Below are 23295 nucleotides of genomic sequence, written 5' to 3' on the forward strand. Positions count from 1 at the left end.
TCACTGCGCGAGGTGCTGCGCAGCCAGCCGCACGGGCGCGTTCTGGGCGCCGTAACCCCGGTAGCCGTCCCGCTGGGCCAGCTCGAAGAAGACGCGGCCGACCGTCACGGTGTAGCAGTGCCGGAACTCCCCGTACGCGTCACGGTCGTAGAGGATGCCCAGCTCGCGATACCTCTCCAGCTCACCGTCCGCGAACTCGTACCGTGCCGCCAGGTCGTCGTAGTAGTTGGCGGGGATCGGCAGCAGCCGACCGCCGTGCTCCCGGAAGCGGCGGGCAACGGCGACCACGTCGTCCGTGGCCAGTGCGATGTGCTGGGCGTGCACGGTGTCGTCCGTGGGGGCCGCGCCGACGCTCAGGGCGATACGGACGCTGCCGTCGGCGTTGGTGACGGCGCGGCTGCGCATCAGGCCGTACGGGTCGGCGACGTCGACGCTCTCCTGCGGGCGCAGGCCGAGGACGCCGCGGTGGAAGAGGGTCGCCTCGTCGAAGTGGTGCCAGGGCTGGACGAGGGCGAGGTGGTCGATGCGGGTCACGCCCGGATCCCCCGACGCGTGCTCACCGCGCCTTGAACCCTGCTGGACGTCCTGCGTGCCCTGCTCGGCATGCCCGGTGTCCGCGAAGTCCGCGCGCCAGTTCGGCAGTTCGGGCCGGTTGGTCGCGCAGAAGAAGACTTCCGTGCCGTCGGGAGCAGCGACGGCGTCGAGCGGGGCGTCCTGCGGAGCGCGGCGGCGGGGCAGGACCGGGGCCAGCAGCGCCTCGGCGCGGTGGGCGGCGCCCGTCGGGTCCGGGGATTCCAGGCCGATCGCGGCGAGACCGGTGCCCTCCCGGCGTGCCGAGCCCTGGGTGTTGACCAGGACGCGGGCCCCGCCCTGCTGCCAGAGGTCGACCGGCTTGCTGCGGTGCCGTGCCGTGCGGGTGAAGCCGAGGGCGCCGAGTACGGCCGAGACCGGGCCGGCGTCCGGCGTGACGAGTTCGGCGAAGGCGACGCCGGTGGGGGCCACGGGAACGGGCGGGGTGCTCCGGCCGACCTCCTCCTGGAGAACCAGCAGCGAACGCAGGGCGTCCACGGCGGTCGGGCCGGCCTCGGCCTGGCGGAAGACGTCGTTGAAGACCTCCAGGGAGAGCGGGCCGTCGTATCCCGTGCGCAGGACGTGGCGTACCAGCGCGGCGACGTCGAAGCCGCCCTGGCCGGGGAAGCAGCGGTAGTGGCGGCTCCACTGCAGGACGTCCATGGCGAGCAGCGGGGCATCGGCCAGCTGGAGGAAGAAGATCTTCTCGCCGGGGATGTCCGCGATCCCTTCGAGGTCCTTGGGGTCGGAGCTGCGCGAGAGGATGTGGAAGCTGTCCAGGCAGGTGCCGAGCGCGGGGTGGTCGGCGGCCTCGACGATGCGCCAGGCGTGGTCGTACGTGCTGACGTGCCGTCCCCAGGCGAGCGCCTCGTAGGCGACGCGGATGCCGAAGTCCTGGGCGGCTTCGGAGAGTTGACCCAGCTGCTCGGCGGCGAGCGCGTCGTCGTCCACCGCGCGCGGGTGCACGCTGGAGCAGACGAGGACGGTGTCGGCGCCGAGCCGCCGCATCACCTCGAACTTGTGCCGGGCGCGACGCAGGTTGCGGGCGAACTCGTCGGCGGGCACGGCCTCGATGTCGCGCATCGGCTGGTAGAGGTCGACGGTGAGACCGAGGTCGGCGCAGCGGGCGCGGATCTCCTCGGGGGTGAGGGGGCTGGCCAGCAGGTCGTTCTCGAAGATCTCCACTCCGTCGAAGCCGGCCCGGGAGGCGGCCGTGAGCTTCTCGGTGAGGGATCCGCTGAGGGAGACGGTGGCGATGGACGTACGCATGCCGGTACCTCTTCTCCTGGCTCTTCCTGTTCTTCTGGCTCTTCCTGTTCTCCTGGCTCTTACGGGCTCGTGGTTCCCACGGCGTCCGCCAGCTCGGCGATGTCCGCGAGCATCCGCGCGCTGTCGGGCTCGCGTCCGGTGAACAGGCGGAAGGCATCCGCGGCCTGGAAGACGGCCATGCCGCCGCCGTCGAGGGTGGCGCACCCGAGCGAGCGTGCCGTGCGCAGCAGTTCCGTCTCCAGCGGGCGGTAGACCACCTCGGCGACCCACAGTCCCGGGTGGAGCAGCTGCGCGGGCAGGGGCAGTCCGGGGTGGGCGGCCATGCCGGTGGGGGTGGCGTGCACCAGGCCGTCGGCGCCGGTCAGCAGTGCGGGCAACGCGTCGAGGGCGGCGCCGGCCGCGCGACCCGCGCCGAAGTGCCGGTTCAGGGAGGCGGCGAGATCGGCGGCACGGTCTGCCAGCGCATCGGCCACGGTGACCCGCTCGGCCCCGAGGGTCAGCATGGCGTGCGCGACGGCCGCGCCCGCGCCCCCGGCACCGAGCTGCACGACCCGCTCCAGCGGCACGTCGGGCAGGCCCCGCGCGAAGGAGGCGGCGAAGCCGGTGACGTCCGTGTTGTGGCCGACGGACCGGCCGTCCTCGAAGACGACGGTGTTGACCGCGCCGAGCGCCTCGGCCTGCGGGGCGAGCGCGTCCAGGTGGTCGATGGCGAGCTGCTTGCACGGGTGCGTGATGTTGAGTCCGTCGAAGCCCAGGTCGCGCGCCGCACGCAGCAGATCGCCCACCGCCTCCGGCGGGACACCGAGCACGTCGATGTCGATGAGCCGGTACAGACAGCGCAGGCCCTGCCGGTCGGCCTCCCTCTCGTGCAGCGCCGGGCTGAGCGACGGACCGATGCCGGAACCGATCAGCCCGACGAGATACGAGTCCTTGGCGTCCTTGGCCACCGGGGGACCTCCTGAGCGGCTCACTAATGTACGAACTGGTGAGTTAGTAATAGCAGGCGAACCGGAGCTTGGGAAGGGCCGACCCGGCACGCGAAGCGTGAGGGCTTCTACAATCACCGGCACGCGGGTGGGCCAACGGGGCGCGCTCACCCCTCGCCAAAGGAAGCCGATGACCAGCGTCGAAGAGCCGGCACGCAGCAACGGGCGAATCCGTGACGCCGCCCGCACCCGGGCCGAGATCCTCGACGTCGCGACGCAGGAATTCGCCCGCGCCGGCTACGACGGCGCCCGCGTGGACGAGATCGCCGCCCGCACCCGGACCACGAAGCGGATGATCTACTACTACTTCGGCGGCAAGGAACAGCTGTTCACGGCCGTGCTGGAGCGGGCGTACGGCGTGATCCGGGAGGCCGAGCAGGGGCTCGACGTCGAGCATCTGGACCCGGTGGCGGCCATCCGCCGACTGGCCGAGGTCACCTTCGACCACCACGAGCAGCACCCGGACTTCATCCGCCTGGTCAGCATCGAGAACATCCACGGGGCCGAGCACATCGCCGCCTCCGAGAAGCTCGGCAAGATCGGCTCACCGGCCCTGGACGTGATCCGCCGGATCCTGGAGTCGGGACAGCGCTCCGGCCTGTTCACAGCCGACGTCGACGCGGTCGACCTGCACGCGATGATCAGCTCCTTCTGCTTCTTCCGCGTCTCCAACCGGCACACCTTCGGCGCCCTGTTCGGCCGTGACCTGGTGGATCCGGCCCAGCGCGAGCACTACCGGGCGATGCTCGGCGACATGGTGATCGCCTATCTGACGGCGGAGCGCGCGACCGGCTGAGGGGACGGGCCGAGCAGCGGACCGAGGTTCGTACGGCAGCACCTCTTGACACCCGGGAAACGTCGGCGCAACATCCGTAGCCACCGCTACTAACTACCCAGTGGGTTAATTAGCCGGGATCCGGCACTTCTCCCCCTTCCCTGGTAGTCCCTGGTTTCCGCTCACTCCGCCTACGTTGGAGTCCCCTCGAAGGAGCACGCCGTGTCCGTCCCCGTCCCCCAGGCCCCGCCCGGGCAACCGAAGAAAGCCGCGACCGCCGCGTGGATCGGCAGCGCCCTCGAGTACTACGACTTCTTCATCTACGGCAGCGCCGCCGCGCTGATCTTCCCCGAGGTCTTCTTCGACGAGTCCGACCCGGCGACCGCGACCCTGCTGTCGCTGGCCACGTTCGGTGTGGCGTACGCGGCCCGGCCGATCGGCGCCCTGTTCCTCGGTCACTTCGGCGACCGGCTGGGGCGTAAGAAGATCATGGTCTTCACGCTGATCCTGATGGGCGTGTCCACGTTCCTCATCGGCTGTCTGCCCACCCGCGACCAGGTGGGCACCCTCGCGCCGGTCCTGCTGGTGCTGTGCCGGGTGCTCCAGGGCATCTCGGCGGCGGGCGAGCAGGCCAGCGCCAACTCGATGACCCTGGAACACGCGCCACCGCACCGGCGCGGCTTCTTCACGAGTTTCACGCTGAGCGGCACACAGGGCGGGCAGTTGCTGGCCACCCTGGTCTTCATCCCGATCGCCGCGCTGCCGGAGGAGCAGCTGCTGTCGTGGGGCTGGCGGGTGCCGTTCTGGATGAGCATCGCGGTCGCCGTCGTCGGCTACGTCATCCGCCGCAAGCTGGAGGAGACGCCCGCCTTCGAGCAGCAGGCCGCCGCCGAGGGCGTCGTGAAGCTGCCGCTCGCGGTGCTGATGCGGGAGCACTGGGCGGATGTGCTGCGGGTGATCGCGGGTGCCCTGGTCGCCTCGGTCAGCACGATCTTCACGGTGTGGGCGCTGTCGTACGCCACCAGCGACTCGGTGGGAATGAGCAGGTCCTCCATGCTGTGGGTGGGGGCACTCGCCAACCTGGTCGCGCTCGCCGCGATCCCGCTGTGGGCCACGCTGTCGGACCGTATCGGCCGCCGACCGGTGTATCTGATCGGGGCGGCGGGCAGCGCGGTGACGATGTTCCTCTACCTGTGGGCGATCTCGACCGGCTCCTACCCGCTGACCCTGCTGCTCGGCATCGTCGCCTTCGGAGTGGTCTACAGCGCCGCGAACGGCGTGTGGCCCTCCTTCTACGGCGAGATGTTCTCGACCCGGGTCCGCCTGTCCGGCATGGCCATCGGCACCCAGATCGGCTTCGCGGTCGCCGGTTTCGCGGTCACCTTCGCCGCGCAGATCGCCGGCCCGGACGGCGACGACTGGTCCGCGGTGGCCCTCTTCACGGCGGCCCTGTGCGTCCCGCCGGTCGTGGCCGCGCTGACCGCCCGCGAGACCGCGAAGGTTCCGACGGAGCAGTTGGGTGAGCGGGCGGCCGGGCAGGCCCCGCAGCCGGCGAAGATGGCGGCCTGACTCTCGCGACCACCGGGTCCCCGGACGCCGTGACGGCTCCGGGGACTCGGGCGCGGCGAAGTCCGCCAAGGTGTCGCGCCCCTCAGGGGCGCGGGGAACTGCGCGATCAGCCCCCACCGGCCTGCGGGTGCGTCACTGCGCCCCCAGCGGAGCACTCAGCAGCTCCGTCCAGGTCTCGGCGACCCGGTCCAGGGAGAAGCCCTCCCGCACCTGCGTGCGGGCCAGCTCGCCCGCGGACCGCCAGCCCTCCTCCCCGAGCGCGGCGATCGCCTCCGCCATCGCCTCGGGGTTGTCGTGGATCCAGCGCCGGTCGTAGATCTCGTCCGCGCCGGGCCACGGCAGCAGCGACGGTACGGCGCCGGAGGCCATTCCCTCGGCGGGCGCGAGGTGGAAGCTCTCGTCGTCACTGGTGGACAGCACATGTCCGACCCGCCGCAGCCAGCCCGCCACATCCGGGCCGAACGCGTCGAAGACGACGGCACCCTCCAGCAGCGGCGAGGTCTGCATGCGGCGCAGTACGGCGTCGTAGTGCTCACGTTCCTCGGGCTTGTTCCAGATCCACCAGTACTCCCAGGGCGGCTTGGACTTGACCGACAGATGCCAGCGCCGGTCGCGGGCACGCAAGGCCTCCAGCACGTCGAGGCCCAGGTCGAGGCGCTTGCGGCTGGGCGCGATGCCGATCATGCCGAGGCGGTGGTGGGCGCCCGGTGCCTTGGGACGGTCGAGCTGCTCGGTGTCCACCCAGTTGGGGACGACCACGACCTTGGAGGCGGGCCAGCCGGTGTGCTCGCGGGTGCGGCGGGCGTAGTACGGGCTGACGCACACCACCCGGTCGACGGCGTCGATGTCGACCTGCCGGGGCCACCCGGCGTCCAGCTCGAAGCGGTGCAGCCGTACGACGAGGCGGCTGCCGCGCCGCTTGTGGCGGCTGTACCAGACGGCGGCCGGACCGCACCACTCGACGATCACCACGTCCGCCCAGTCCGCCAGTTCACGGCTGGCGTCCGGGTCGTGGCGGGACAGCGCCGGCCAGGCGTCGACCCGTACCTCCAGGCCGGGCAGCGAGCGGAAGTGGTCGAGCAGCCGGGTGAGGAACTTCAGGTCGTGCCCGGCGACTCCCACCCGCAGGGGCCGCTGACGGGCCGTCACCGCGGTGGGCGGGGCAGGGAAGGCGCGGTCGAGGTGGGACCGCCAGCGGTCGGCCGCGCCGTCCAGGGTGTGGTGGCGGGCGGCCTCGCGGCAGCGGTCGGCCGCCAGGCGCCGGGCTTCCGGCTCGCGCGCGACCCTCGCGACGGCGTCGGCGGCGTCGTCGAGTCCGGCGCGTCCGGGCACGAACAGCGGATAGTCGGTGCCGAGCAGCGCCTCGTGCGCCGGGGTGCGGTTGAGGACCACGGGCAGGCCGAGGGCGCCGAACTCCAGGACCTTGGTGGACAGTTCGAGGCTGGAGTCGAGCACCGGGTCCCGCCAGCCGAGGCCCACGTCGCAGTCCGCGGCGATGCGCATGGCCTCCTCGCGGGGCTGTCCACCGTGATGCAGGACGCCGGTGGTGCCGGCCAGCGCACGTGCCATCTCGGCCTGGAAGCCGGGGTGGCCCGGGTCGTCGTGGATCTTGTCGCCGACGGTGTGCAGCTCGGCGGGGACGCCTCGCCGGGCGAGCAGCTCCGGCAGCCGGGTCATGGGCAGGGTGTTCCAGCGGGGCGCGAACTTGCCGGTGTAGACGAGCCGCAGAGGATCGTGCGGGGCGTCCCGTTCCGGCATCGGGAAGTCCGGCTCGGGCACGGCGGGCGGGCTCAGCACGCACTTGCCGTACGCCTCGGGCACCCACGTCTCCAGCAAGCAGCGCAGCTCCTCGGTCTGGCACAGGAGCCGCTGCGAGGCCTCGGCGATACGGCCGAGTTCCGCGCGGGCCGTCTCGGTCATCTCGGCGGCGGACTGCGGGATGTCGGTGAGATAGGCCCAGATCCGCCCGTCGAACACGCCGTCGGCCACGACCCGTGTGACCAGCCGCCGGCCGCGCAGCACCAGCAGGTCGCAGGGGTCCTCCTCGTCGAGGCGGGTGAGCACCTGCGAGGCCTGCACCGGCGACATGGGCCGGTCGGCCGGTCCCGGCAGCAGCCGCTCCTCGTGCGGGCGCACCAGGGTGACCCGGGGCAGCTCGGCCAGCGGATCGGTCAACCGGCCGGTGCGGACGGGGGACTTGAGGAGCAGCTTGGCCTCGCAGCCCGCCCGGGAGAGCGCCTGCACCGTCGACTGGGCCCACACGGCGGAGCCGTCGATGAGGTTGAGGTCGACGTCGCCGTAGACGAGCGCCCGCAGCGTACGGCTCATGACGGCTCCTTCCCGCGCACGGCGAACAGACGGTGTCCTTGCCCCGCCCAACTGCCGGGATCAGCACCGGACATGTGCAGCGACCGGCGTACCAGCAGCGGACGCAGCGACGGTACGAAGACGTAGTCGTCGGCGGTCGGCGTGTGGCCCACCGCGTCGGCGCCGGAGTACTCCTGGGCGCACATCAGGTCGAGCAGCAGGGTGTCCGGCCGGTCCTCGGTCAGGTCCGTCCAGTCGGCGACCCAGGACGCCCGGGGCTGCCCCCGGCGTACGGTCACTCCGGCGGCGGTGAGTTCGTCCAGCCCCGCATCGTCGGGTACGACGACCTCGACCGGGCGGTGCAACTGGCCGAGCACCTGCCCGACGAGCCGGGCGACATCGGTGCGGTCCCTGGGCGCGGCCAGCACGGCGACGCGCCGCTCGTCCAGCGGATCGGGGGCTCCGGCGAGCCGCGCCAGCTGCGACAGCCGTACCCGCGTGGCGTCCTCCCGGAACACCTCGCGCAGCCGTTCCCTGCCCTCCGTGGCCGGGTCCAGCCGGGCGAGGCGTACGCCGGTGTCGGTGTCGATCACCGCGTCCCAGGCGAGCCGGGCGAGGCCGGGCGCGGTGGAGGCGGGACCGTCCCGCCACAGTACGGCCCGTCGCCCCAGCACCCGTTGCTCGGCGAGGAGTTCGGCGAGTGTGCGATCCAGGTCGGGGGCGAGGCCGGTGCCGGTGAGCCACCAGGGCCCGTCGCCCGTGCAGGCGCTCAGCTGCACGACGAGCACATCGGGGTCGGTGCGCTGCACGAGAAGCCGTCCGTCATGGGGCAGCAGCCGGTTGACGACCGCGTCCGCCGCGAAGTCCTCGGCGGTGGTTGGCGTGAGGATCCCGGCGACCACGAGGCGGTCGCGGGGCGCCGAGGTCAGGGCGCGGTACGCGAGGTGGAACCGGTCGTCGACAGGCGCGTCCGGCTCGGGCCGGGCCTGCGGAGCGTTCGCGGGCGCCTGCCCGGCGGTGCGCCGCCGTCCGCGCCACAGTCCGTACAGCTCCCCAGGCAGCCGGGCGGCGCCCCGCTTCGGCGACCGCGCGGCCGACACCAGCGCCTTTCCGACCCGCAGCGAGGTCGAGCCCTCCAGCATCGCCACGCGCGCCTGCAGTACGTCGACCCGGTCCCGGGCGGCGCGCAGTGCGGCGGCCAGCTGCTCCTTCTCCCGTACGGCGGCGGCGAGCCGCTCGGCGAGCCCGTCCTGCCCGGCGGCGGCCCGTGTGTGCTCCGCCTCCTCCGCGGTCCGCTCCAGGTCCAGCACCCGGGCGCGCAGGGACCGGGAGGCGAGGTCGGCGAAGACGTACTCGTCGGCGATCCGCAGGGCCGTGGCATAGCCGTCGGACGGCACGGGCCGGCCGAAGAAGTCGTGCGGCGGCAGGAGCTCGTCGGTACGGGCGATGACCGCGCCGGCGTGCAGATGGACGTAGTCGAGGGGTGCCGCGCGCAGGACCTGGCAGTGGTGGGCCACCAGATGGTCGAGGAGCCGGTGGTAGGGAAGTTCCGAGCCGCCGTGGCCGAACACGATCAGCCCGCGCGCTCCGGGCCGCATCCGTGCCAGCACCGCATGAACGGCGTCCTCGCCGCCGTGCAGCTCGGCTCGGGGTCCGTACGAGAGAAGGGCCAACTCCCCCTCGGCGACAGGCCGTTCGTCGTCCGCACGCAAGGCGACGCCGGGGGGCAGGTGCAGGTACGGCTCCAGACTCAGCGTGCCTCGGGTCGCGTCCACCACCGTCGTGACGCCGTCGAGGTGCGGATGGAGCAGGTCGGTCAGGCGCATCAGCGGGTCCTCGTGAAGACGTGGAAGCCGACCCGGTTCTCCCGGAAGCCGTACGGCCTGAAGAGGGTGTGCCGCAGGCCGAGCGGCTCGAGTTCGGCGCGGTAGGCGGCGGTCGGGCGGTGCACGATGTAGTCGCCGCGGGTCGTGCGATCGGCGGTGTCCTCTTCGGTGACGATCAGGCGGCCGGCAACGCGGATGAGGGAGGCCATGTTGCGCAGACCGGCCGCCCACGCCTGGTCGTCCAGTACATGGAACAGGACGTCCACGCAGACAACGATGTCGTACGGCCACGGACTGCGCCACTCGTCGAGCGCGGCGACGGCGTAGCGGGGGCCGCCGCCGGCGGCTCGGGCGTGCTCCACCGCGGTCGGACTCGTGTCGAAGGCGTCCACCCGATGGCCGCAGCGGGCCAGGGCGCGGGCGAAGTACCCCTTGCCGCAGCCGGCGTCGAGCACGAAGAGCGGGGCGGCTGGGCTGGACTGGTCGCCGACGAGGGTGAGCAGGGTGCCGAGCCGCTGGGCGTAGAAGATCTCGTTGCCCGAACGGTCCAGGCCGATGTGCCCGCCGGAGGCGAGCTCGTCGTGGTCGGCGTGCCGGGCGTCCCAGTACGTACGCATGTCGTCGTGCGGACGTGTTGCGTCGTGCTGGCTCGTGTCGTCGTGCTGGCTCGTGTCGTCGTGCGGGCGCGTGTCGTCGTGCGGGCGCGTGTCGTCGTGCGGGCGCGTGTCGTCAGCCATGGCGCTCCAGCCACGTCGTGAGGATGCCGGCGATGCGGGTGCCCGCCCGGCCGTCCCAGAGCGGTGGCCCCTCACTCGCCGCCGCTCCCCCGCCGTCCAGCACCTTGCGCAGCGCGGGCACCAACTCCCCGTGTGTGACGAGGCGGTTGGTGCCGTGGGTGACGGTGACGGGGCGTTCGGTCGTCGTGCGCAGGGTCAGGCAGGGGACACCCAGGACGGTCGTCTCCTCCTGCACGCCGCCCGAGTCGGTGATCACGGCGGCGGCTCCCCGCACGAGGCTCATGAACTCGACGTAGCCGAGCGGGTCGAGGAGGTGGATGCCCGGGGTGTCCGCGAGGCCCGCCGCGCTCAGTGCCGCCCGGCCCCGCGGGTGCAGCGGTACGGCCAGGTCCAGGTGGCGGGCGGCCTCCGACAGGACGCGGCCGGCTGCAGCGGCGGCCTGCGGGTCGTCGACGTTGGCGGGCCGGTGCAGGGTGACTACGCCGTAGCGCTCGGGCAGCCGATGGGCCGTTCGGGCGGCCGTCGGGTCGAAATGGTCCAGATGGGTGAGCAGGGTGTCGATCATCGGGTTGCCGACGAAGTGCACGCGCTCTGCGGCGATCCCCTCGCGGGCGAGGTGACCGACGGCTTCGGGGCTCGTGACGAACAACAGCTCCGCGAGCTGGTCGACCAGCCGCCGGTTGGTCTCCTCCGGCATCGCCATGTCGAAGCTGCGCAGCCCGGCCTCGACGTGCGCCACGGGGACGCCCAGCCGGGAGGCGACGAGCGCGGCGGCCAGCGTCGAGTTCACGTCGCCGTACACCGTGACCAGCGCGGGTGAGCGGGCGGTCAGTTCGGCCTCCAGGGCCATCAGCAGGTCGGCGATCTGGCGGGCGTGGCTGCCGGAGCCGACGCCGAGGTCGGTGTCGGGTTGGGGCAGGCCGAGCTGCCGGAAGAAGATGTCGGACATCCGCTCGTCGTAGTGCTGGCCGGTGTGCACGAGCACCTGGTCGCAGCCCGCCGCGCCGAGAGCGGCGACGACCGGCGCGGCCTTGACGAAGTTCGGCCGGGTGCCGACCACGTGCAGTACGCAGCCGTTCAATGGTTTGCCTCCGTAGTGATGGCTCGGTCGCCTCCGGGGTGCTTCAGCCGGTGCCACCCCTTCGGCTCCCTCGCGGCCGGTGTCGTCGGCCCGGTACGGGTTGGTGGGCCGTGGCCGGCGTTGCGGCCTACCTTTGCGATATGTCCAGTTATGTTCGTTATGTTCCTCGAGCCCTCAGTCTGGCCGCTTCCGTGGCGCTCGGCGAGCTGCGCCAGGACCCGGCGCGGGCGGCGCTGCTCGCCGTGCGCCTGCTGCCGGGGCGGGCCCGGCGCGGGCTGCGGCCGTTCGAACGGCGGTTGGCCGGGCGTGCCCTGGCCGCGGGGCCGGCCGCGGCGCCCGCCGCCGTGCGGGTGCCCGCGCCGAGTGGGCGTCCGTTTCGTCCTCTGCCGGGCCGGGTGCTCCATCTGGTCACCAACGGGCTGCCGTTCCGGCACGCCGGCTATACCGTGCGCACGCAGAAGCTCGCCGAGGCCCAGCTGGCGGCCGGCCTCGACCCGCACGTCGTGACCCGGATCGGCTTCCCCGTGACCCAGGGGACGCTGGACGCCCGCCCGTCACAGCACGTGAACGGCGTCCCGCAGCACCGGCTGCTGCCGCTGCGGCTGCCGTACGGGCAGGCCGCATCACTGGCCCGCAACGCCGATCTGGCGGCCCGGCTGGTGCAGTGGCTGCGGCCCGCGGTGCTGCATGCGGCGTCCGACCACGGCAACGGGCGCGTGGCGCTCGCCCTGCGGGAGACGTTCGGACTGCCGGTGGTCTACGAGGTACGGGGCTTCCTGGAGGAGACGTGGCTGACGCAGGCGCCGGGTCGCAGCCGGGACGACGAGACGTACCGGACGCGACGCGCCCTGGAGACGACCTGCATGCGCGAGGCCGACCTGGTGCTGACGCTGGGTGAGGCGATGAAGGCCGAGATCGTGGACCGCGGAGTGCCCGAGGAGCGGGTCCTGATCGCACCCAACGCCGTCGATGACGAATTCCTGACTCCGCTGCCGGACGGGGCCCCCGTGCGCGCCCGGCTCGGCATCGCGCCGGACGAGTTCGTCGTGGGCACGGTCAGCAGCCTCACCCCGCTCGAGGGCATCGGCACATTGCTCCATGCGGGTGAAGAGCTGATCCGGCGTGGAGTCCCGCTGCGGCTGCTGATCGTCGGCGACGGTCCGGAGCGCCCCGCGCTGGAGCGGCTGGCCGCCCGGCTGGGCCTCGCCGACGGGGTCGTCCTGTTCACCGGCCGGGTGCCGCACGCCCAAGTGCGGCAATTCCACGCGGTGTTGGACGTGTTCGCGGTGCCGCGTACGGACGAGCGCGTCTGCCATCTGGTGACTCCGCTCAAGCCGGTCGAGGCGATGGCGAGCGGTGTTCCGGTGGCCGCGAGTGATGTCACCGCGCTGCGAGAACTGGTCGAACCGGAGGTGAACGGAAGGCTAATCAAGCCTGAATCACCATATTCCTGGGCTGATGAGATCGAAATACTCCTTTACAGTCGAAAACGGCGCACTGAGTGGGGAGCAGCCGCCCGCGCGACAGTCGCGCGTGACCGCACCTGGAAGCGGGTCGCCGCCACAACCCGTGAGGCGTACCGCGCTCTGGGCAGCCTTGACGCAAGACCTTGATGCGGGGTGAGTCCCATGCAGGTCGAACAGACCGGACCGCTCGGGGAAGAGAGCGAACCGCTCGGGGAAGCAGAACGGCCCGATCACGTGGATCTGGCGGTGATCGGGCTCGGCTACGTCGGACTGCCGCTTGCACGTGAGGCGGCGTCGGTCGGCCTGAGAGTCGTCGGACTGGACCGCGACCCCCGGGTCGTGGAAGCGCTCAACACCGGGCACTCCCACGTCGACGACGTCTCCGACGACGACGTCCGCCGGATGCGGGCGGCCGGGTTCAACGCGTTCACGGACGAGGACTGCCTGGCCTGTGCGCAGACCGTGGTGATCTGCGTACCCACGCCGCTCGGCAAGGACGGCGGGCCCGACCTGGCCGCGGTCACCTCCGCCGTGCGGACGGTGGCGGGCCGGCTGCGGCCCGGACAGCTGATCGTGCTGGAGTCGACCACCTATCCGGGCACCACCGAGGAGGTCGTTCGGCCGCTCCTGGAGGAGTCCGGGCTGCGCGTCGGCATCGACGTCGCGCTGGCGTTCTCGCCCGAGCGCATCGACCCCGGCAACACCGCGCACGGGCTGCGCACCACGCCGAAGGTGGTCGGCGGCTGCACGCCGTCCTGTGCAGCGCGCGCGGTCGCCTTCTACGGCAAGCTCGTCGACACCGTCGTCCAGGCGAAGGGCACCCGCGAGGCCGAGATGGCCAAGCTGCTGGAGAACACCTACCGGCATGTGAACATCGCCCTGGTCAACGAACTCGCGGTGATCAGCCACGAGTTGCACGTCGACCTGTGGGACGCGATCCGCTGCGCCGGCACGAAGCCGTTCGGCTTCCAGGCGTTCCGCCCCAGTCCCGGGGTCGGCGGACACTGCATTCCCATCGACCCCAACTACCTGTCGTACAAGGTGCGTTCCTCGCTCGGCTACGAGTTCCGTTTCGTGGAGCTCGCCCAGGAGATCAACCGGCGCATGCCGGAGTACGTGGTGCGCCGCGCCCAGGACCTCCTCAACACCGCCGGCCGTCCGCTGCACGGCTCCCGGGTGCTGCTGCTCGGCGTCACCTACAAGCCGGACGTGGCCGACCAACGGGAGTCGCCGGCGGTGCCGGTGGCGCGGCTGCTGCGGGAGCGGCAGGCCGAGGTCTCGTTCCACGACCCGCATGTGCGGGCGTGGTCCGTGGACGGGGCGAGCGTCCCGCGCGTGGACGACGTCATGGCGGCGGTGCGCGAGCACGACCTGACGATCCTGCTCCAGGACCACTCGGCCTACGACCTTCCGGCGCTGGGCGACACGGCCCGGATGCTGTTCGACACACGGGGACGGATCTTCCGGCCCGACGTCGAGGTGCTGTGACCGTCGCCTGACGCTCGGGCTGTCGTTCGCAGATGGCTGTCCGCTGTCGTGCGCGGGTGGCTGTTTGCCGTCGAAGGCTGTCGTCCGGTGCCGGTCGTGGCCGCTGACCGTCGTTCTCGGGACCGTCGAAAGGTGCTCTGATGCGGATACTCGTCGTCACCGTCGTCCACCACCCCGAGGACGCCCGGATCCTGCACCGGGAGATCGCCGCCCTGCGACAGCGCGGCCATCAGGTCGTGTACGCCGCGCCGTTCGCCGCCCGGGAGATGACACCGCGACCGCACGTCGAGGGCGTGGACCTGCCCCGGGCCGCGGGCCGGGACCGCCGTGCGGCCCTGCGCGCGGCCCGCACCCTGCTCGCCGAGCGTGGGCCCAAGGCGGACGTCGTGCTGTTGCACGACCCGGAGTTGCTGCTCGCACTGCCCGGCACCCTGCGTCGTTGGCGACGCGGGGGACGCGTCCCCGTCACCGTGTGGGACGTGCACGAGGACACGGCGGCGGCGCTGGTGATGAAACGCTGGGTGCCACTGCCCCTGCGGCCACCGCTGCGACTGGCCGTACGGGCCGTGGAACGGCTGGCGGAAAGGCATCTGCGGCTGCTGCTCGCCGAGGACGCCTACCAGCAGCGCTTCCGCCGCCCCCACCCCGTGGTGCGCAACCTCGCGACGGTGCCGCCCGAACCACCCGAGCCGCCGGGCGACGACCGGGTCGTCTACCTCGGGCACCTGTCGCGGGCTCGTGGCGCCGCGGAACTCATCGAAACGGCACGGCTGCTGGGGCCGGACGTCCACGTCGAGGCGATCGGCGCGGCGGACCCCGAGGTGCGGGGCGCGCTCACCGAGGCCGACCGGGACGGCGTGCTGCGCTGGCACGGCTATCTGCCCAACGACCGCGCACTCGGCCGGCTCTCCGGCGCACTGGCCGGCCTCTCCCTTCTGCACGACCAGCCCAACTACCGCCACTCACGGCCCACCAAGGTCGTGGAGTACATGGCCCACGGCGTCCCCGTCGTCACCACACCCACCCCCCTCGCGACCGACCTGGTCGAACGCTACGGCTGCGGCCTCGTCGTCCCCCACGGCGATCCCGCCTCGGCGGCAGAGGCCGTACGACGCCTGCGCACCGACCCGGAACTGCGCCTGCGCGCAGCCACGCAGGGATGGGAGGCGGCCCTGTCGGACCTCAACTGGGCCGACCACGCCACCGAGTTCGTGATGTGCCTGGAGTCCTGGGTGAAGGAGGCGTCCGCGCCCCCGACACCGGCTGTGCACTGACGGGCCTCAGTCCCGGTTGGCCCCCTTGGGGATGCCGTACACCCGCTCCACCCGCAACCGCAGAACGAGCCTCCCGTCCCGGACCATCGCTGCCCGGAAGTCGTCCCAGTCGGGGTGCTCGCCCAGGACGTCCCGGTAGAGGCGGACGAGTTCCTCGACGGTGGCGTCGTACGGCTCCTTCGCGACGGGCGCCAGGTCGGCCGTGCCCTCGGCGACCACGTAGGCCCGCCGGTCGGGGCTCGTGACGTGGTATGAGGCCCGGGGGTCCCGGCGCAGATTGCGGGTCTTGGCGCGGTCGTCGGTGATCGAGACGCGGAGGAGCTGCTCGTCGGGGTAGTAGGCGTGGCTCACGTTCGACAGCTGGGGCCGGCCGTCGCGCTTGAGTGTGACCAGCACCCCGTCATGGCCCTCGGAGAGCAGCGTGAACAGTGCGTTGTGAGTGGCGTTCGAGGTGGCGTCCTGAGTCATGCCTCCATCAACCCTGTCGGGTGGCCCGGCCATTCCGGCATGCTCCGTAGACACTGTCTACGCGACATGGTAGACACCGTCTATGCCTATGGCTGAGCAGGAATCCGAAACGGGTCTGCGGACCCGGCTGGTCGACGTCGGTGTGGAACTCGTGGCGCGGGAGGGCGTGCAGGCGCTCACCCTTCGGGAGATCGCCCGCCGGGCGGGCGTCTCGCACGGTGCGCCGCGCCGCTACTTCCCCACCCACCTGGAGCTGCTCTCGGCGATCGCCCGCCGCGGCTTCGGCGAGCTGGCGGAGCGGGCGACGGCTACGGCTACGGCTACGGACCACGGCGGTCCGACGCCGAGGGAGCAGCTGACCGCACTGGGGCGCGTCTACCTGGAGTTCGCGCTGAGCAATCGCGGAATGTACGAACTGATGTTCCGTCACGATCTGCTGGAGAGTGGCCACTTGGGGTTGAGGGACACCAGCCTCCCGCTCTTCGGACGACTCGTGGATCTCGTCGGCCAGGTGCGCCCCGACGCCGACTCCCGGCTTCTCGCGGGGGCGTTGTGGGCCAACCTGCACGGCATCGCCCAGCTGTGGGGCTGGGGCAGCCTCCAACTCGCCACGGGAGCCGACGACTTCGTACCCCTGCTGCGGTCGGCCCTGGACGCCCACCTCGGGGCGGAGGGCGAGTGAACCCGCGTCTCACCCTCGCCGGCAGCATCGCCGGAGCCGTGATCGTCGCGCTCGACGGCACCGTCCTGACCGTCGCCCAGCCCATGCTGCAACGCGACCTGGGCGCCTCCTTCGCACAGGTCCAGTGGACCAGCACCGGCTATCTCATCGCGGTGGCAAGCCTGTTGGTGTTCGCCGGTCGGCTCGGTGACCGCTACGGCCACCACCGGCTCTTCGGTATCGGCATGCTCGGCTTCGGGGCCGCGTCGGCCGGCATCGCGCTGGCGCCCGGCGTCGGATGGGTGATCGGGCTGCGTGTCGTGCAGGGCGTGTTCGGGGCGCTGCTCCAACCGGCCACGCTGGGGATGCTGCGCGCCGCCTTCCCGCCCGACCGCCTGCGGACGCCGATCGCTGTGCGGACCGCCGCGATCGGGGTGGCTGCCGCTGCCGGGCCGGTGGTGGGCGGTGCGCTGGTGGCGGGGCCGGGCTGGCGGGCCGTGTTCCTGCTGAATGTCGCGCCCGCCGTCGTCTTCGGCGTGCTCGCCCTCGCCGTCCCGCCGCCCCCGCGCCCCGCCTCCCCCGCCCGGCTCGACCTGTCCGGCGCCCTGCTGCTCGCGGTGACCCTGGCCTGCCTGGTCCACGCCCTCGTCGGGCTGCCGGGACGGGGCTGGACCGCCTCGGCCGCAGCCGTCACGGGCGCCCTCTTCGTCCGGCACGAGCGCCGCGCCGTGAGCCCGCTGCTGCCGCCGGACGTCATCGGGTCGACGGTGGTCGGCTCGGCGCTCGGCATGCTGGTCGCCGCGTCGGCGGCGCTGTCCGGCGCGCTGTTCGTGGGCACGTTCCTGTTGCAGGACACGCTCGGCATGGACGCCTTCCACAGCGCCCTGGTCAGCCTGCCGCTGGCCCTGCTGATGGTCGCCGCGGCGGCCACCTGCGCGGTGCTGCTGCGCCGGGCCGGGGCACGGCGTACGACCGTGGCCGCGATGGTGCTGCTCGCGCTCGGAATCCTCGCGCTCTCCGGCACGGGCGCCGTCCCCGCTCTGGGCGCCGGGTTCGCGCTGGTGGGAGCCGGGTTCGGCACGGTGATGGTGGCGGCGACGCATGTCGTCGTACGCGAGGCGGCCGTAGAGTCGGCCGGTGTCGCGGGCGGGCTGCAGCAGACCGCGATGAACGTCGGACCGGTGCTGGGCGTGGCAGCCGCCACCGCTCTGATGGGGTCCGGCGATGCCCCTGAGCTGCCGCTGGGCGTCCTCGCGGCCCTCGCCCTGGCCGGTGCGGCGCTGGGCCGGGGGCTGCCTGGGCGGCAGGCCACGACGATCGACGATCATGGTCAATCGCGGGACCGTACACGCGTTCCTGCGCGACGATGAGTCTGAGGCCGTTCCGGCTGGGTATGCCGGACCGCACCTCGTCGTTCGTATTCGGAGGAGAGCGATGGCACTGCTGAGACAAGAGGTCGACCCGGGTGAGGTCGGACTGGACGCGAAGGCGCTGGACCGCCTCGACCAGTGCTTCGCCCACTACGTCGACGAGGGGCGGATACCCGGCTACCTGGTGGCTGTCGCCCGCCGCGGACGCGTCGCCCACCTCACCACGCACGGCCACCGGGACGTCGCCGCCGGGCTCCCCGTCGAGGCGGACACGCTGTGGCGGATCTACTCCATGACCAAGCCGGTCACCTCGGTCGCCGCGCTGCTGCTGGTCGAGGAGGGCAAGCTGTCGCTCGACGACCCGGTCGGGCGCCATCTGCCCGCCTTCGCCGAGCCCCGGGTGTACGTGAGCGGATCGGGCACCGACACGGTGACCCGGCCGGCCAGCGGGCCGCTGACCGTCCGGCATCTGATGACCCACACCGCCGGGCTGACCTTCGCCTTCTACCACACACATCCCGTCGACGCCCTCTACCGCGACGCCAACCTGGAGTCGGCGGTGCTGCCCGGCTCCGACCTGGCCAGGACGGTCGACGTGTACGCGAGCCTGCCGCTGCAGTTCGAGCCGGGGACGCAGTGGAACTACTCGGTCGCCTCCAACGTCCTGGGCCGGGTCATCGAGGTGGTGTCCGGGCAGCCGCTCGACGCGTTCTTCGCCGAGCGGATCTTCCGGCCGCTCGGGATGACCGACGCGGGGTTCTGTGTGAGCGGCGAACAGGCTGACCGGCTCTCCGAGTTGTACGGCGAGACCGAGACCGGCGGCATCGAGCCGATCCCCGGCCTCCCGCTGCACGGCCGGCCCCGCTTCCTGTCCGGCAGCGGCGGGATGGCGGCCTCCGCGCACGACGTCCACCGGTTCATGGAGCTGCTGCGCCGCCGTGGCGAACTGGACGGCGTCCGTCTGCTGCGCCCCGAGACCGTGGACCTGATGACGTCCAACCACCTTCCGGGCGGAGCCGACCTGCGGTCCTTCGGCAGCCGCCCCGCCCATGACGAGCCCGGCAACGACGGTCTCGGCTTCGGCCTCGGCGTCTCCGTGGTGATCGACCCGAGCCGCACCAAGGCTCCGGCCGGCCTCGGCACGTACGGCTGGAGCGGCGTGGCGACCACCACGTTCTGGGTCGACCCGGGCCGCGATCTGACGGTGCAGTTCATGACCCAGGTGCGGCCGAAGACCTCGCACACGATGTTCCAGGACCTCAAGCGACTCGTGCACGAGGCCGTCACGGAAGGCTGAGCCGCCGCCCGTCACAGGTCCACGCGCAGGGTGAACTCCACTCCCTCCAGGGCCAGTTCACGCAGCCACTCCTCCGAGCGGGCCGCCGTCTCGGCGGCGCGGTTCAGGCCCGCCGGCAGGGAGCCGTCCAGGATGTGCCGGACGCCGAGGGCGAGGGGACGGGACACGCAGCGGGCCATGGCACTCTCCTCCGCGTCTCCCACGAGGTCCAGGAGGTAACTGCCGGACCAGGTCTGCCCGCCCTCGCCGCGCACATCGAGCGACACCGCGAGGACGACCCGGTCCCGGTCGGCGTCCGTGGTGGGGTGGGCCGCCGCCAACTCCTTTGCCAGGGCCGCGATCCGGGAGTCGTCGCCGGTCCTCAGCTCCTCGAAGACGGCGTCCCAGGCCTGCAGCCAGCCCTCCAGGCGCAATGTGCCTCGCACGAAGGTCTGCGGTTTCCACGCCGGCGGCAGCCCGTACTGCTCGACGAACGGAACGCTGTCACGGTTGGGGTAGACCTCGAACGCCTCCCCGTCGACGACATGCTGCCGCGTCACCTCCCACGGCCGCTCGGCGACGGTCTCGGCACCGTCCTTGAGGTAACGGGCCGGTGCGCGCAGGGCGTTGAGAACTCCGGCGGGCGCCCAGCTGAAGCGGTACCTGAAGTCGTTCGGGACGGCGGGGACACCGCCGCAGTAGGAGGTGAGGCTGTACGTGGCTGCCGTGCCGTCACCGATGGCCGCCCTGGCGCGGCCGACCAGGCCGTGGGCGAACAGGTGGTCGATGCCGGGGTCGAGGCCGGCCTCGGTGAGGACGACGAGCCCGGCCGCCTCGGCCGCGGGCACCTGTTCGAGGACGGCGTCCGACACATAGCTGGAGCAGGCGAAGTGGGCCTGCTCCTGGATGCAGGCCGCCAGCAGCCCGGCGTGCTCGGGTGCCGGCAGCATCGACACGACCACGTCGCCCGGCGCCAGTTCGGCCGTGAGCGCGGGAAGCGTGTACGCGCGGGGCTCGGCGCGTCCGGTGAGGCCCAGCCCGGCCAGGGCGTCGGCGGCGCGGTCCGCGGTGCGGTGCCACAGCCGTACGCGGTCGGCCGTGTCGCACAGCCGGGCCAGACCGCTGCCGGTGGACAGCCCGGCGCCGACCCAGTGGACGGTGCCGTTCGCGGGCACCCGTGCGGAGCTGTCAGCCATGGCGGTACTCCCCTTCTGCTTCTGCGATGCCGAGTTCGCGGCCCGCCAGGTGGAACCGGTCCCGACAGCGCCCCCAGGGCCCGCCCGTCCCGAAGTCCAGCAGCTGGGGCAGCAGCGCCGCCGAGAAGTCGGTGCTGGACTCGCGCGGCAGCAGGGAGGGCAGGTTGTCGATGGCGATCAGGTCGAGCGGGGGTTCCTTGCGCAGCCGGCGCACGGGGTCGGTCCAGTCGGTGGTGCGGTCGTAGATCGGCAGGACGTTCAGGGGGGAGCCGACGTCGACGGTGACGTCGCACAGGGTGCGCAGCCGGCGTGCCGGGTCGTCGAGGTCCTGCTCACGCAGGAAGGGCGGGATCGGGGTGGTGGCGAGGACGGCGTTGACCAGCACGTCGTGTGCGAGCAGGGCAGGGCGGTCCAGGTCGCGGGTCTCGGCGAGGTCCCAGGGCGTGGCCGCCTCGACGCCTGCGGTCATCAGCGCGAGGCGTGCTCCGCGGCCGCTGCGGCCCAGGGCGCCGATCACGAGGGCCGTGAACTCCACGTCGTCGGGGGTGGGTTGCAGGGTCGCGTCCAGCTCCTCCTTCGACGTCGGGGTGAGCGGCGCGACGAGCCTCCCGCGGTGCTGGAGGACGGCGAGGGCAGCACCGAGATAGCCGGCCCAGAAGCCGAACGCGGCGAGGCGGCGGCCGTCGTCGTCCACCAGGTACTCCAGGTCGAGCAGGACGCCGCCGCCCTGGGCGAACCGGCGGAGCAGGTCTCGGGCGCCGGGCTGCTGCTTGTAGGCGTGGCCGAAGTAGATGTGCCGGTGGGTGAGCTCGCCGGGCCGGTCCGGGAGTTCCTTGAGCCCGATGACCACGGTCTGATCGGGCGCCGAGACCCAGGAGCCCGCGGGCGCGACCCGGCAGCCGGCCGCCGCGTACTCGTCGACGGGAAAGATCCGCTGCGGGGACTCCTCGACCGTCAGCGTCACCCCGCTCTCGACAAGCCGGCGTGCGTCGGCCGGCACGATCGGAGTGCGTCGCTCGGTGGAACGGACCTCGTGGCGAAGCCACAGATGGAGATCGGTCATACGCGGTTGGCCTCCGGGCGCGGAGCGTCGGCCATGAACCGGTCGGCGCTCAAGGGGCTGACGTCCACGAAGGGTACGCGGCCGAGGTACAGGTCACGGATGACCTCGCCGACGGCCGGTCCCTGCAGAAAGCCATGGCCGGAGAACCCGGTCGCATACAGAAAACGGGATACGGAAGGCGCCTCGCCGATCAGCGCGTTGTGGTCCGGCGTGACCTCGTACAAACCCGCCCAGCCGCCCGTGCGGCGCAGGTCCAGCAGGGCGGCGGCGCGGTGCTCCATGGCCTCGGTCAGGCGGGGGATCCAGCGGTCGTGGGTGTCGGTGGCGAAGCCGGGCCGCTCGTCGGGGTCGGACATGCCGAGGAGGAGGCCGGGGCCCTCGGTGTGGAAGTAGAGGCTGGTGGTGAAGTCGATCGTCATGGGCAGCTGCGGCGGCAGTCCGGTGACCGGTTCGGTGACCGCGATCTGGCGGCGCAGCGGCACCACGGGCAGGTCCACGCCGGCCATCGCCCCGATCGTGCGCGACCAGGGGCCGGCCGCGCAGATCACCGTGTCGGTGGCGATGCGTGCGAGGGTCGTCGTCACGGCGGTGATCCGGTCGCCGTGCAGTTCGATGCCGGTGACGTCGTTGTGGCGTAAGAGCCGCGCCCCGTACTCACGGGCGGCGGACGCATAGCCGTGGACGACGGACTCGGGGGTGCAGTGACCGTCGTCCGGCGAGAACGCGGCCGCCAGCAGTCCGTCGGTGGTGATCAGCGGGGAGAGCCGCTGTGCCTCGGCGGGGTCGATCATGCGGCTCGGCACGCCGAGGGCGTTCTGCAGCCGGACGCCCTCTTCGAAGCCGGCGACCTCCTCCGGCGTGGAGAGCAGGAACAGATAGCCGACCCGGTGCAGCCCGATGTCGTGCCCGGTCTCGTCCTGGAACCGGCCGAACGCCTCCAGGCTGCGCGCCCCGAGCTGGATGTTCAGTTCGTCGGAGAACTGCGCCCGCACGCCCCCGGCCGCCTTGGAGGTGGACCCGGACGCCAGTTCGTCCCGCTCGACGAGGACGACGTCCCGGACCCCCGCACGGGCGAGGTGATAGGCGATGCTGGTCCCCATCACACCGCCGCCGATGACGACGACGCTCGCATGCATGTTCACGGGCCCACCTTCCTGGAAGTCGCCGGTCGTTCCCTCTTCCTGTCCGGATGGGCCGCGCGGCAATCAGGACAGGTGCGCGACCGCGTCCAGATGGGGCAGGTGGTGGTCGAGGCGCTCACGCTTGGTGCGCAGGTAGGTGATGTTGTTCTCGCACGGCGGGATCAGCAGCGGGACCTGCTCGGCGATCTCGATGCCGTGCTGCAGCAACGCGTCGCGCTTGCGCGGGTTGTTCGACATGAGGCGGACGCTGTTCACGCCCAGGTCGTGCAGGATCCCGGCGGCGACGCCGTAGTCGCGGGCGTCCACGGGCAGGCCGAGGGCGAGGTTGGCCTCGACGGTGTCCAGGCCCTCCGCCTGCAGGGCCATCGCCCGGAGCTTGCCGAGCAGGCCGATGCCGCGGCCCTCGTGGCCCCGCAGGTAGACGACGATGCCGCTCCCCTCGGCGACGACGGCACGCAGCGCGGAGGCCAACTGGTCGCCGCATTCGCAGTGCTGGGAGCCGAAAGCGTCACCGGTCAGGCACTCGGAGTGCAGTCGGGTGAGGACGTTCTCCGAGCCTATCTCGCCGTAAACCAGGGCCACTTGCTCGTCACCGCGGTCGTGGTCCATGTAGCCGATCGCACGGAATTCCCCGTACACGGTGGGCAAGGGGGCATTCACCACGCGTTCCACGCCGGAACGCTGCGTCCGCTGCGCGGACTTCTTGCCGAGGACGCCAATTTTATCTGTCATGATTCTTCAGTTCCTAAGCAGAGACGAAAGGCCGGAAAA

At 72.1% G+C, this 23295-nt stretch carries 19 protein-coding genes; 8 read left to right on the top strand and 11 right to left on the bottom strand.

Going from position 1 to position 23295, the window contains the following annotated elements; all coding sequences use genetic code 11:
* The gene (locus tag ACFY5C_RS03305; RefSeq protein WP_389439826.1) at positions 1 to 1839 is read right to left on the bottom strand and encodes a bifunctional sugar phosphate isomerase/epimerase/4-hydroxyphenylpyruvate dioxygenase family protein; all 1839 of its coding nucleotides are present in this window, start codon (positions 1837 to 1839) and stop codon (positions 1 to 3) included.
* Between the two features lie 59 nt (positions 1840 to 1898).
* Positions 1899 to 2786: a shikimate dehydrogenase gene (locus ACFY5C_RS03310; protein ID WP_389439828.1), complete on the bottom strand. Its 888-nt coding sequence runs from the start codon at positions 2784 to 2786 to the stop codon at positions 1899 to 1901.
* A gap of 169 nt (positions 2787 to 2955) precedes the next feature.
* Between ACFY5C_RS03310 and ACFY5C_RS03315 the strand changes: the two genes are divergently transcribed.
* Both ACFY5C_RS03315 and ACFY5C_RS03320 read left to right on the top strand, forming a co-directional pair.
* Positions 2956 to 3621 carry a TetR family transcriptional regulator gene (locus ACFY5C_RS03315; protein ID WP_389439830.1) on the top strand — a complete coding sequence of 222 codons (666 nt, stop codon included), beginning with the start codon at positions 2956 to 2958 and terminating at the stop codon, positions 3619 to 3621.
* Between the two features lie 201 nt (positions 3622 to 3822).
* Positions 3823 to 5169 (top strand): MFS transporter, encoded by a 1347-nt coding sequence (locus ACFY5C_RS03320; protein WP_389439832.1) that lies wholly within the window; start codon positions 3823 to 3825, stop codon positions 5167 to 5169.
* Between the two features lie 132 nt (positions 5170 to 5301).
* On the opposite strand, the gene ACFY5C_RS03325 is transcribed toward ACFY5C_RS03320, so the two are convergent.
* The 4 genes from ACFY5C_RS03325 to wecB are packed head-to-tail and all read right to left on the bottom strand — an operon-like array spanning position 5302 to position 11120.
* Positions 5302 to 7497 carry a glycosyltransferase gene (locus tag ACFY5C_RS03325; protein ID WP_389439834.1) on the bottom strand — a complete coding sequence of 732 codons (2196 nt, stop codon included), beginning with the start codon at positions 7495 to 7497 and terminating at the stop codon, positions 5302 to 5304.
* Positions 7494 to 9302: a hypothetical protein gene (locus ACFY5C_RS03330; RefSeq protein WP_389439836.1), complete on the bottom strand. Its 1809-nt coding sequence runs from the start codon at positions 9300 to 9302 to the stop codon at positions 7494 to 7496. The genes ACFY5C_RS03325 and ACFY5C_RS03330 overlap by 4 nt, the downstream gene beginning before the upstream one ends.
* Complete coding sequence (locus tag ACFY5C_RS03335; RefSeq protein ID WP_389439838.1) at positions 9302 to 10039, bottom strand: class I SAM-dependent methyltransferase; 738 nt, start codon at positions 10037 to 10039, stop codon at positions 9302 to 9304. Before ACFY5C_RS03335 ends, ACFY5C_RS03330 begins: the two co-directional genes overlap by 1 nt.
* Positions 10032 to 11120, bottom strand: coding sequence for a non-hydrolyzing UDP-N-acetylglucosamine 2-epimerase (gene wecB, locus ACFY5C_RS03340; RefSeq protein WP_389439840.1), 1089 nt, complete (start codon positions 11118 to 11120; stop codon positions 10032 to 10034). Before wecB ends, ACFY5C_RS03335 begins: the two co-directional genes overlap by 8 nt.
* A 140-nt stretch (positions 11121 to 11260) precedes the next feature.
* On the opposite strand from wecB, the gene ACFY5C_RS03345 reads away from it, so the two are divergent.
* From ACFY5C_RS03345 to ACFY5C_RS03355, 3 genes are all read left to right on the top strand, one after another.
* Positions 11261 to 12733, top strand: a complete 1473-nt coding sequence (locus ACFY5C_RS03345; protein WP_389439842.1) for a glycosyltransferase family 4 protein — start codon at positions 11261 to 11263, stop codon at positions 12731 to 12733.
* Positions 12734 to 12748: 15 nt separating this feature from the next.
* Positions 12749 to 14074, top strand: coding sequence for a nucleotide sugar dehydrogenase (locus ACFY5C_RS03350; RefSeq protein WP_389439844.1), 1326 nt, complete (start codon positions 12749 to 12751; stop codon positions 14072 to 14074).
* 140 nt (positions 14075 to 14214) lie between these two features.
* Complete coding sequence (locus ACFY5C_RS03355) at positions 14215 to 15348, top strand: glycosyltransferase (protein ID WP_389439846.1); 1134 nt, start codon at positions 14215 to 14217, stop codon at positions 15346 to 15348.
* Between the two features lie 6 nt (positions 15349 to 15354).
* Here the strand turns inward: ACFY5C_RS03355 and ACFY5C_RS03360 are convergent, their stop codons facing one another.
* Positions 15355 to 15816, bottom strand: coding sequence for a PPOX class F420-dependent oxidoreductase (locus tag ACFY5C_RS03360; RefSeq protein ID WP_389439848.1), 462 nt, complete (start codon positions 15814 to 15816; stop codon positions 15355 to 15357).
* A gap of 88 nt (positions 15817 to 15904) precedes the next feature.
* On the opposite strand from ACFY5C_RS03360, the gene ACFY5C_RS03365 reads away from it, so the two are divergent.
* From ACFY5C_RS03365 to ACFY5C_RS03375, 3 genes are all read left to right on the top strand, one after another.
* Positions 15905 to 16498 (top strand): TetR/AcrR family transcriptional regulator, encoded by a 594-nt coding sequence (locus ACFY5C_RS03365; protein ID WP_389439850.1) that lies wholly within the window; start codon positions 15905 to 15907, stop codon positions 16496 to 16498.
* Positions 16495 to 17847, top strand: a complete 1353-nt coding sequence (locus tag ACFY5C_RS03370; protein ID WP_389439851.1) for an MFS transporter — start codon at positions 16495 to 16497, stop codon at positions 17845 to 17847. The genes ACFY5C_RS03365 and ACFY5C_RS03370 overlap by 4 nt, the downstream gene beginning before the upstream one ends.
* A gap of 64 nt (positions 17848 to 17911) precedes the next feature.
* Positions 17912 to 19144 carry a serine hydrolase domain-containing protein gene (locus ACFY5C_RS03375; RefSeq protein ID WP_389439853.1) on the top strand — a complete coding sequence of 411 codons (1233 nt, stop codon included), beginning with the start codon at positions 17912 to 17914 and terminating at the stop codon, positions 19142 to 19144.
* 11 nt (positions 19145 to 19155) lie between these two features.
* On the opposite strand, the gene ACFY5C_RS03380 is transcribed toward ACFY5C_RS03375, so the two are convergent.
* From ACFY5C_RS03380 to ribA, 4 genes are all read right to left on the bottom strand, one after another.
* On the bottom strand, positions 19156 to 20319 hold the full coding sequence (locus ACFY5C_RS03380) for a saccharopine dehydrogenase family protein (protein ID WP_389439855.1): 1164 nt from the start codon (positions 20317 to 20319) through the stop codon (positions 19156 to 19158).
* Entirely contained in the window at positions 20312 to 21382 is a 1071-nt protein-coding gene (locus ACFY5C_RS03385; RefSeq protein WP_389439857.1) for a saccharopine dehydrogenase, read from the bottom strand. The genes ACFY5C_RS03380 and ACFY5C_RS03385 overlap by 8 nt, the downstream gene beginning before the upstream one ends.
* Positions 21379 to 22518 (bottom strand): NAD(P)/FAD-dependent oxidoreductase, encoded by a 1140-nt coding sequence (locus tag ACFY5C_RS03390; protein ID WP_389440685.1) that lies wholly within the window; start codon positions 22516 to 22518, stop codon positions 21379 to 21381. The genes ACFY5C_RS03385 and ACFY5C_RS03390 overlap by 4 nt, the downstream gene beginning before the upstream one ends.
* Before the next feature lie 69 nt (positions 22519 to 22587).
* Positions 22588 to 23256 (bottom strand): GTP cyclohydrolase II, encoded by a 669-nt coding sequence (gene ribA, locus ACFY5C_RS03395; protein ID WP_389439859.1) that lies wholly within the window; start codon positions 23254 to 23256, stop codon positions 22588 to 22590.
* Positions 23257 to 23295: the final 39 nt, after the last annotated feature.

Origin of the sequence: Streptomyces sp. NPDC012935, assembly GCF_042900345.1 — a bacterium.
Classification (GTDB): Bacteria; Actinomycetota; Actinomycetes; order Streptomycetales; family Streptomycetaceae; genus Streptomyces.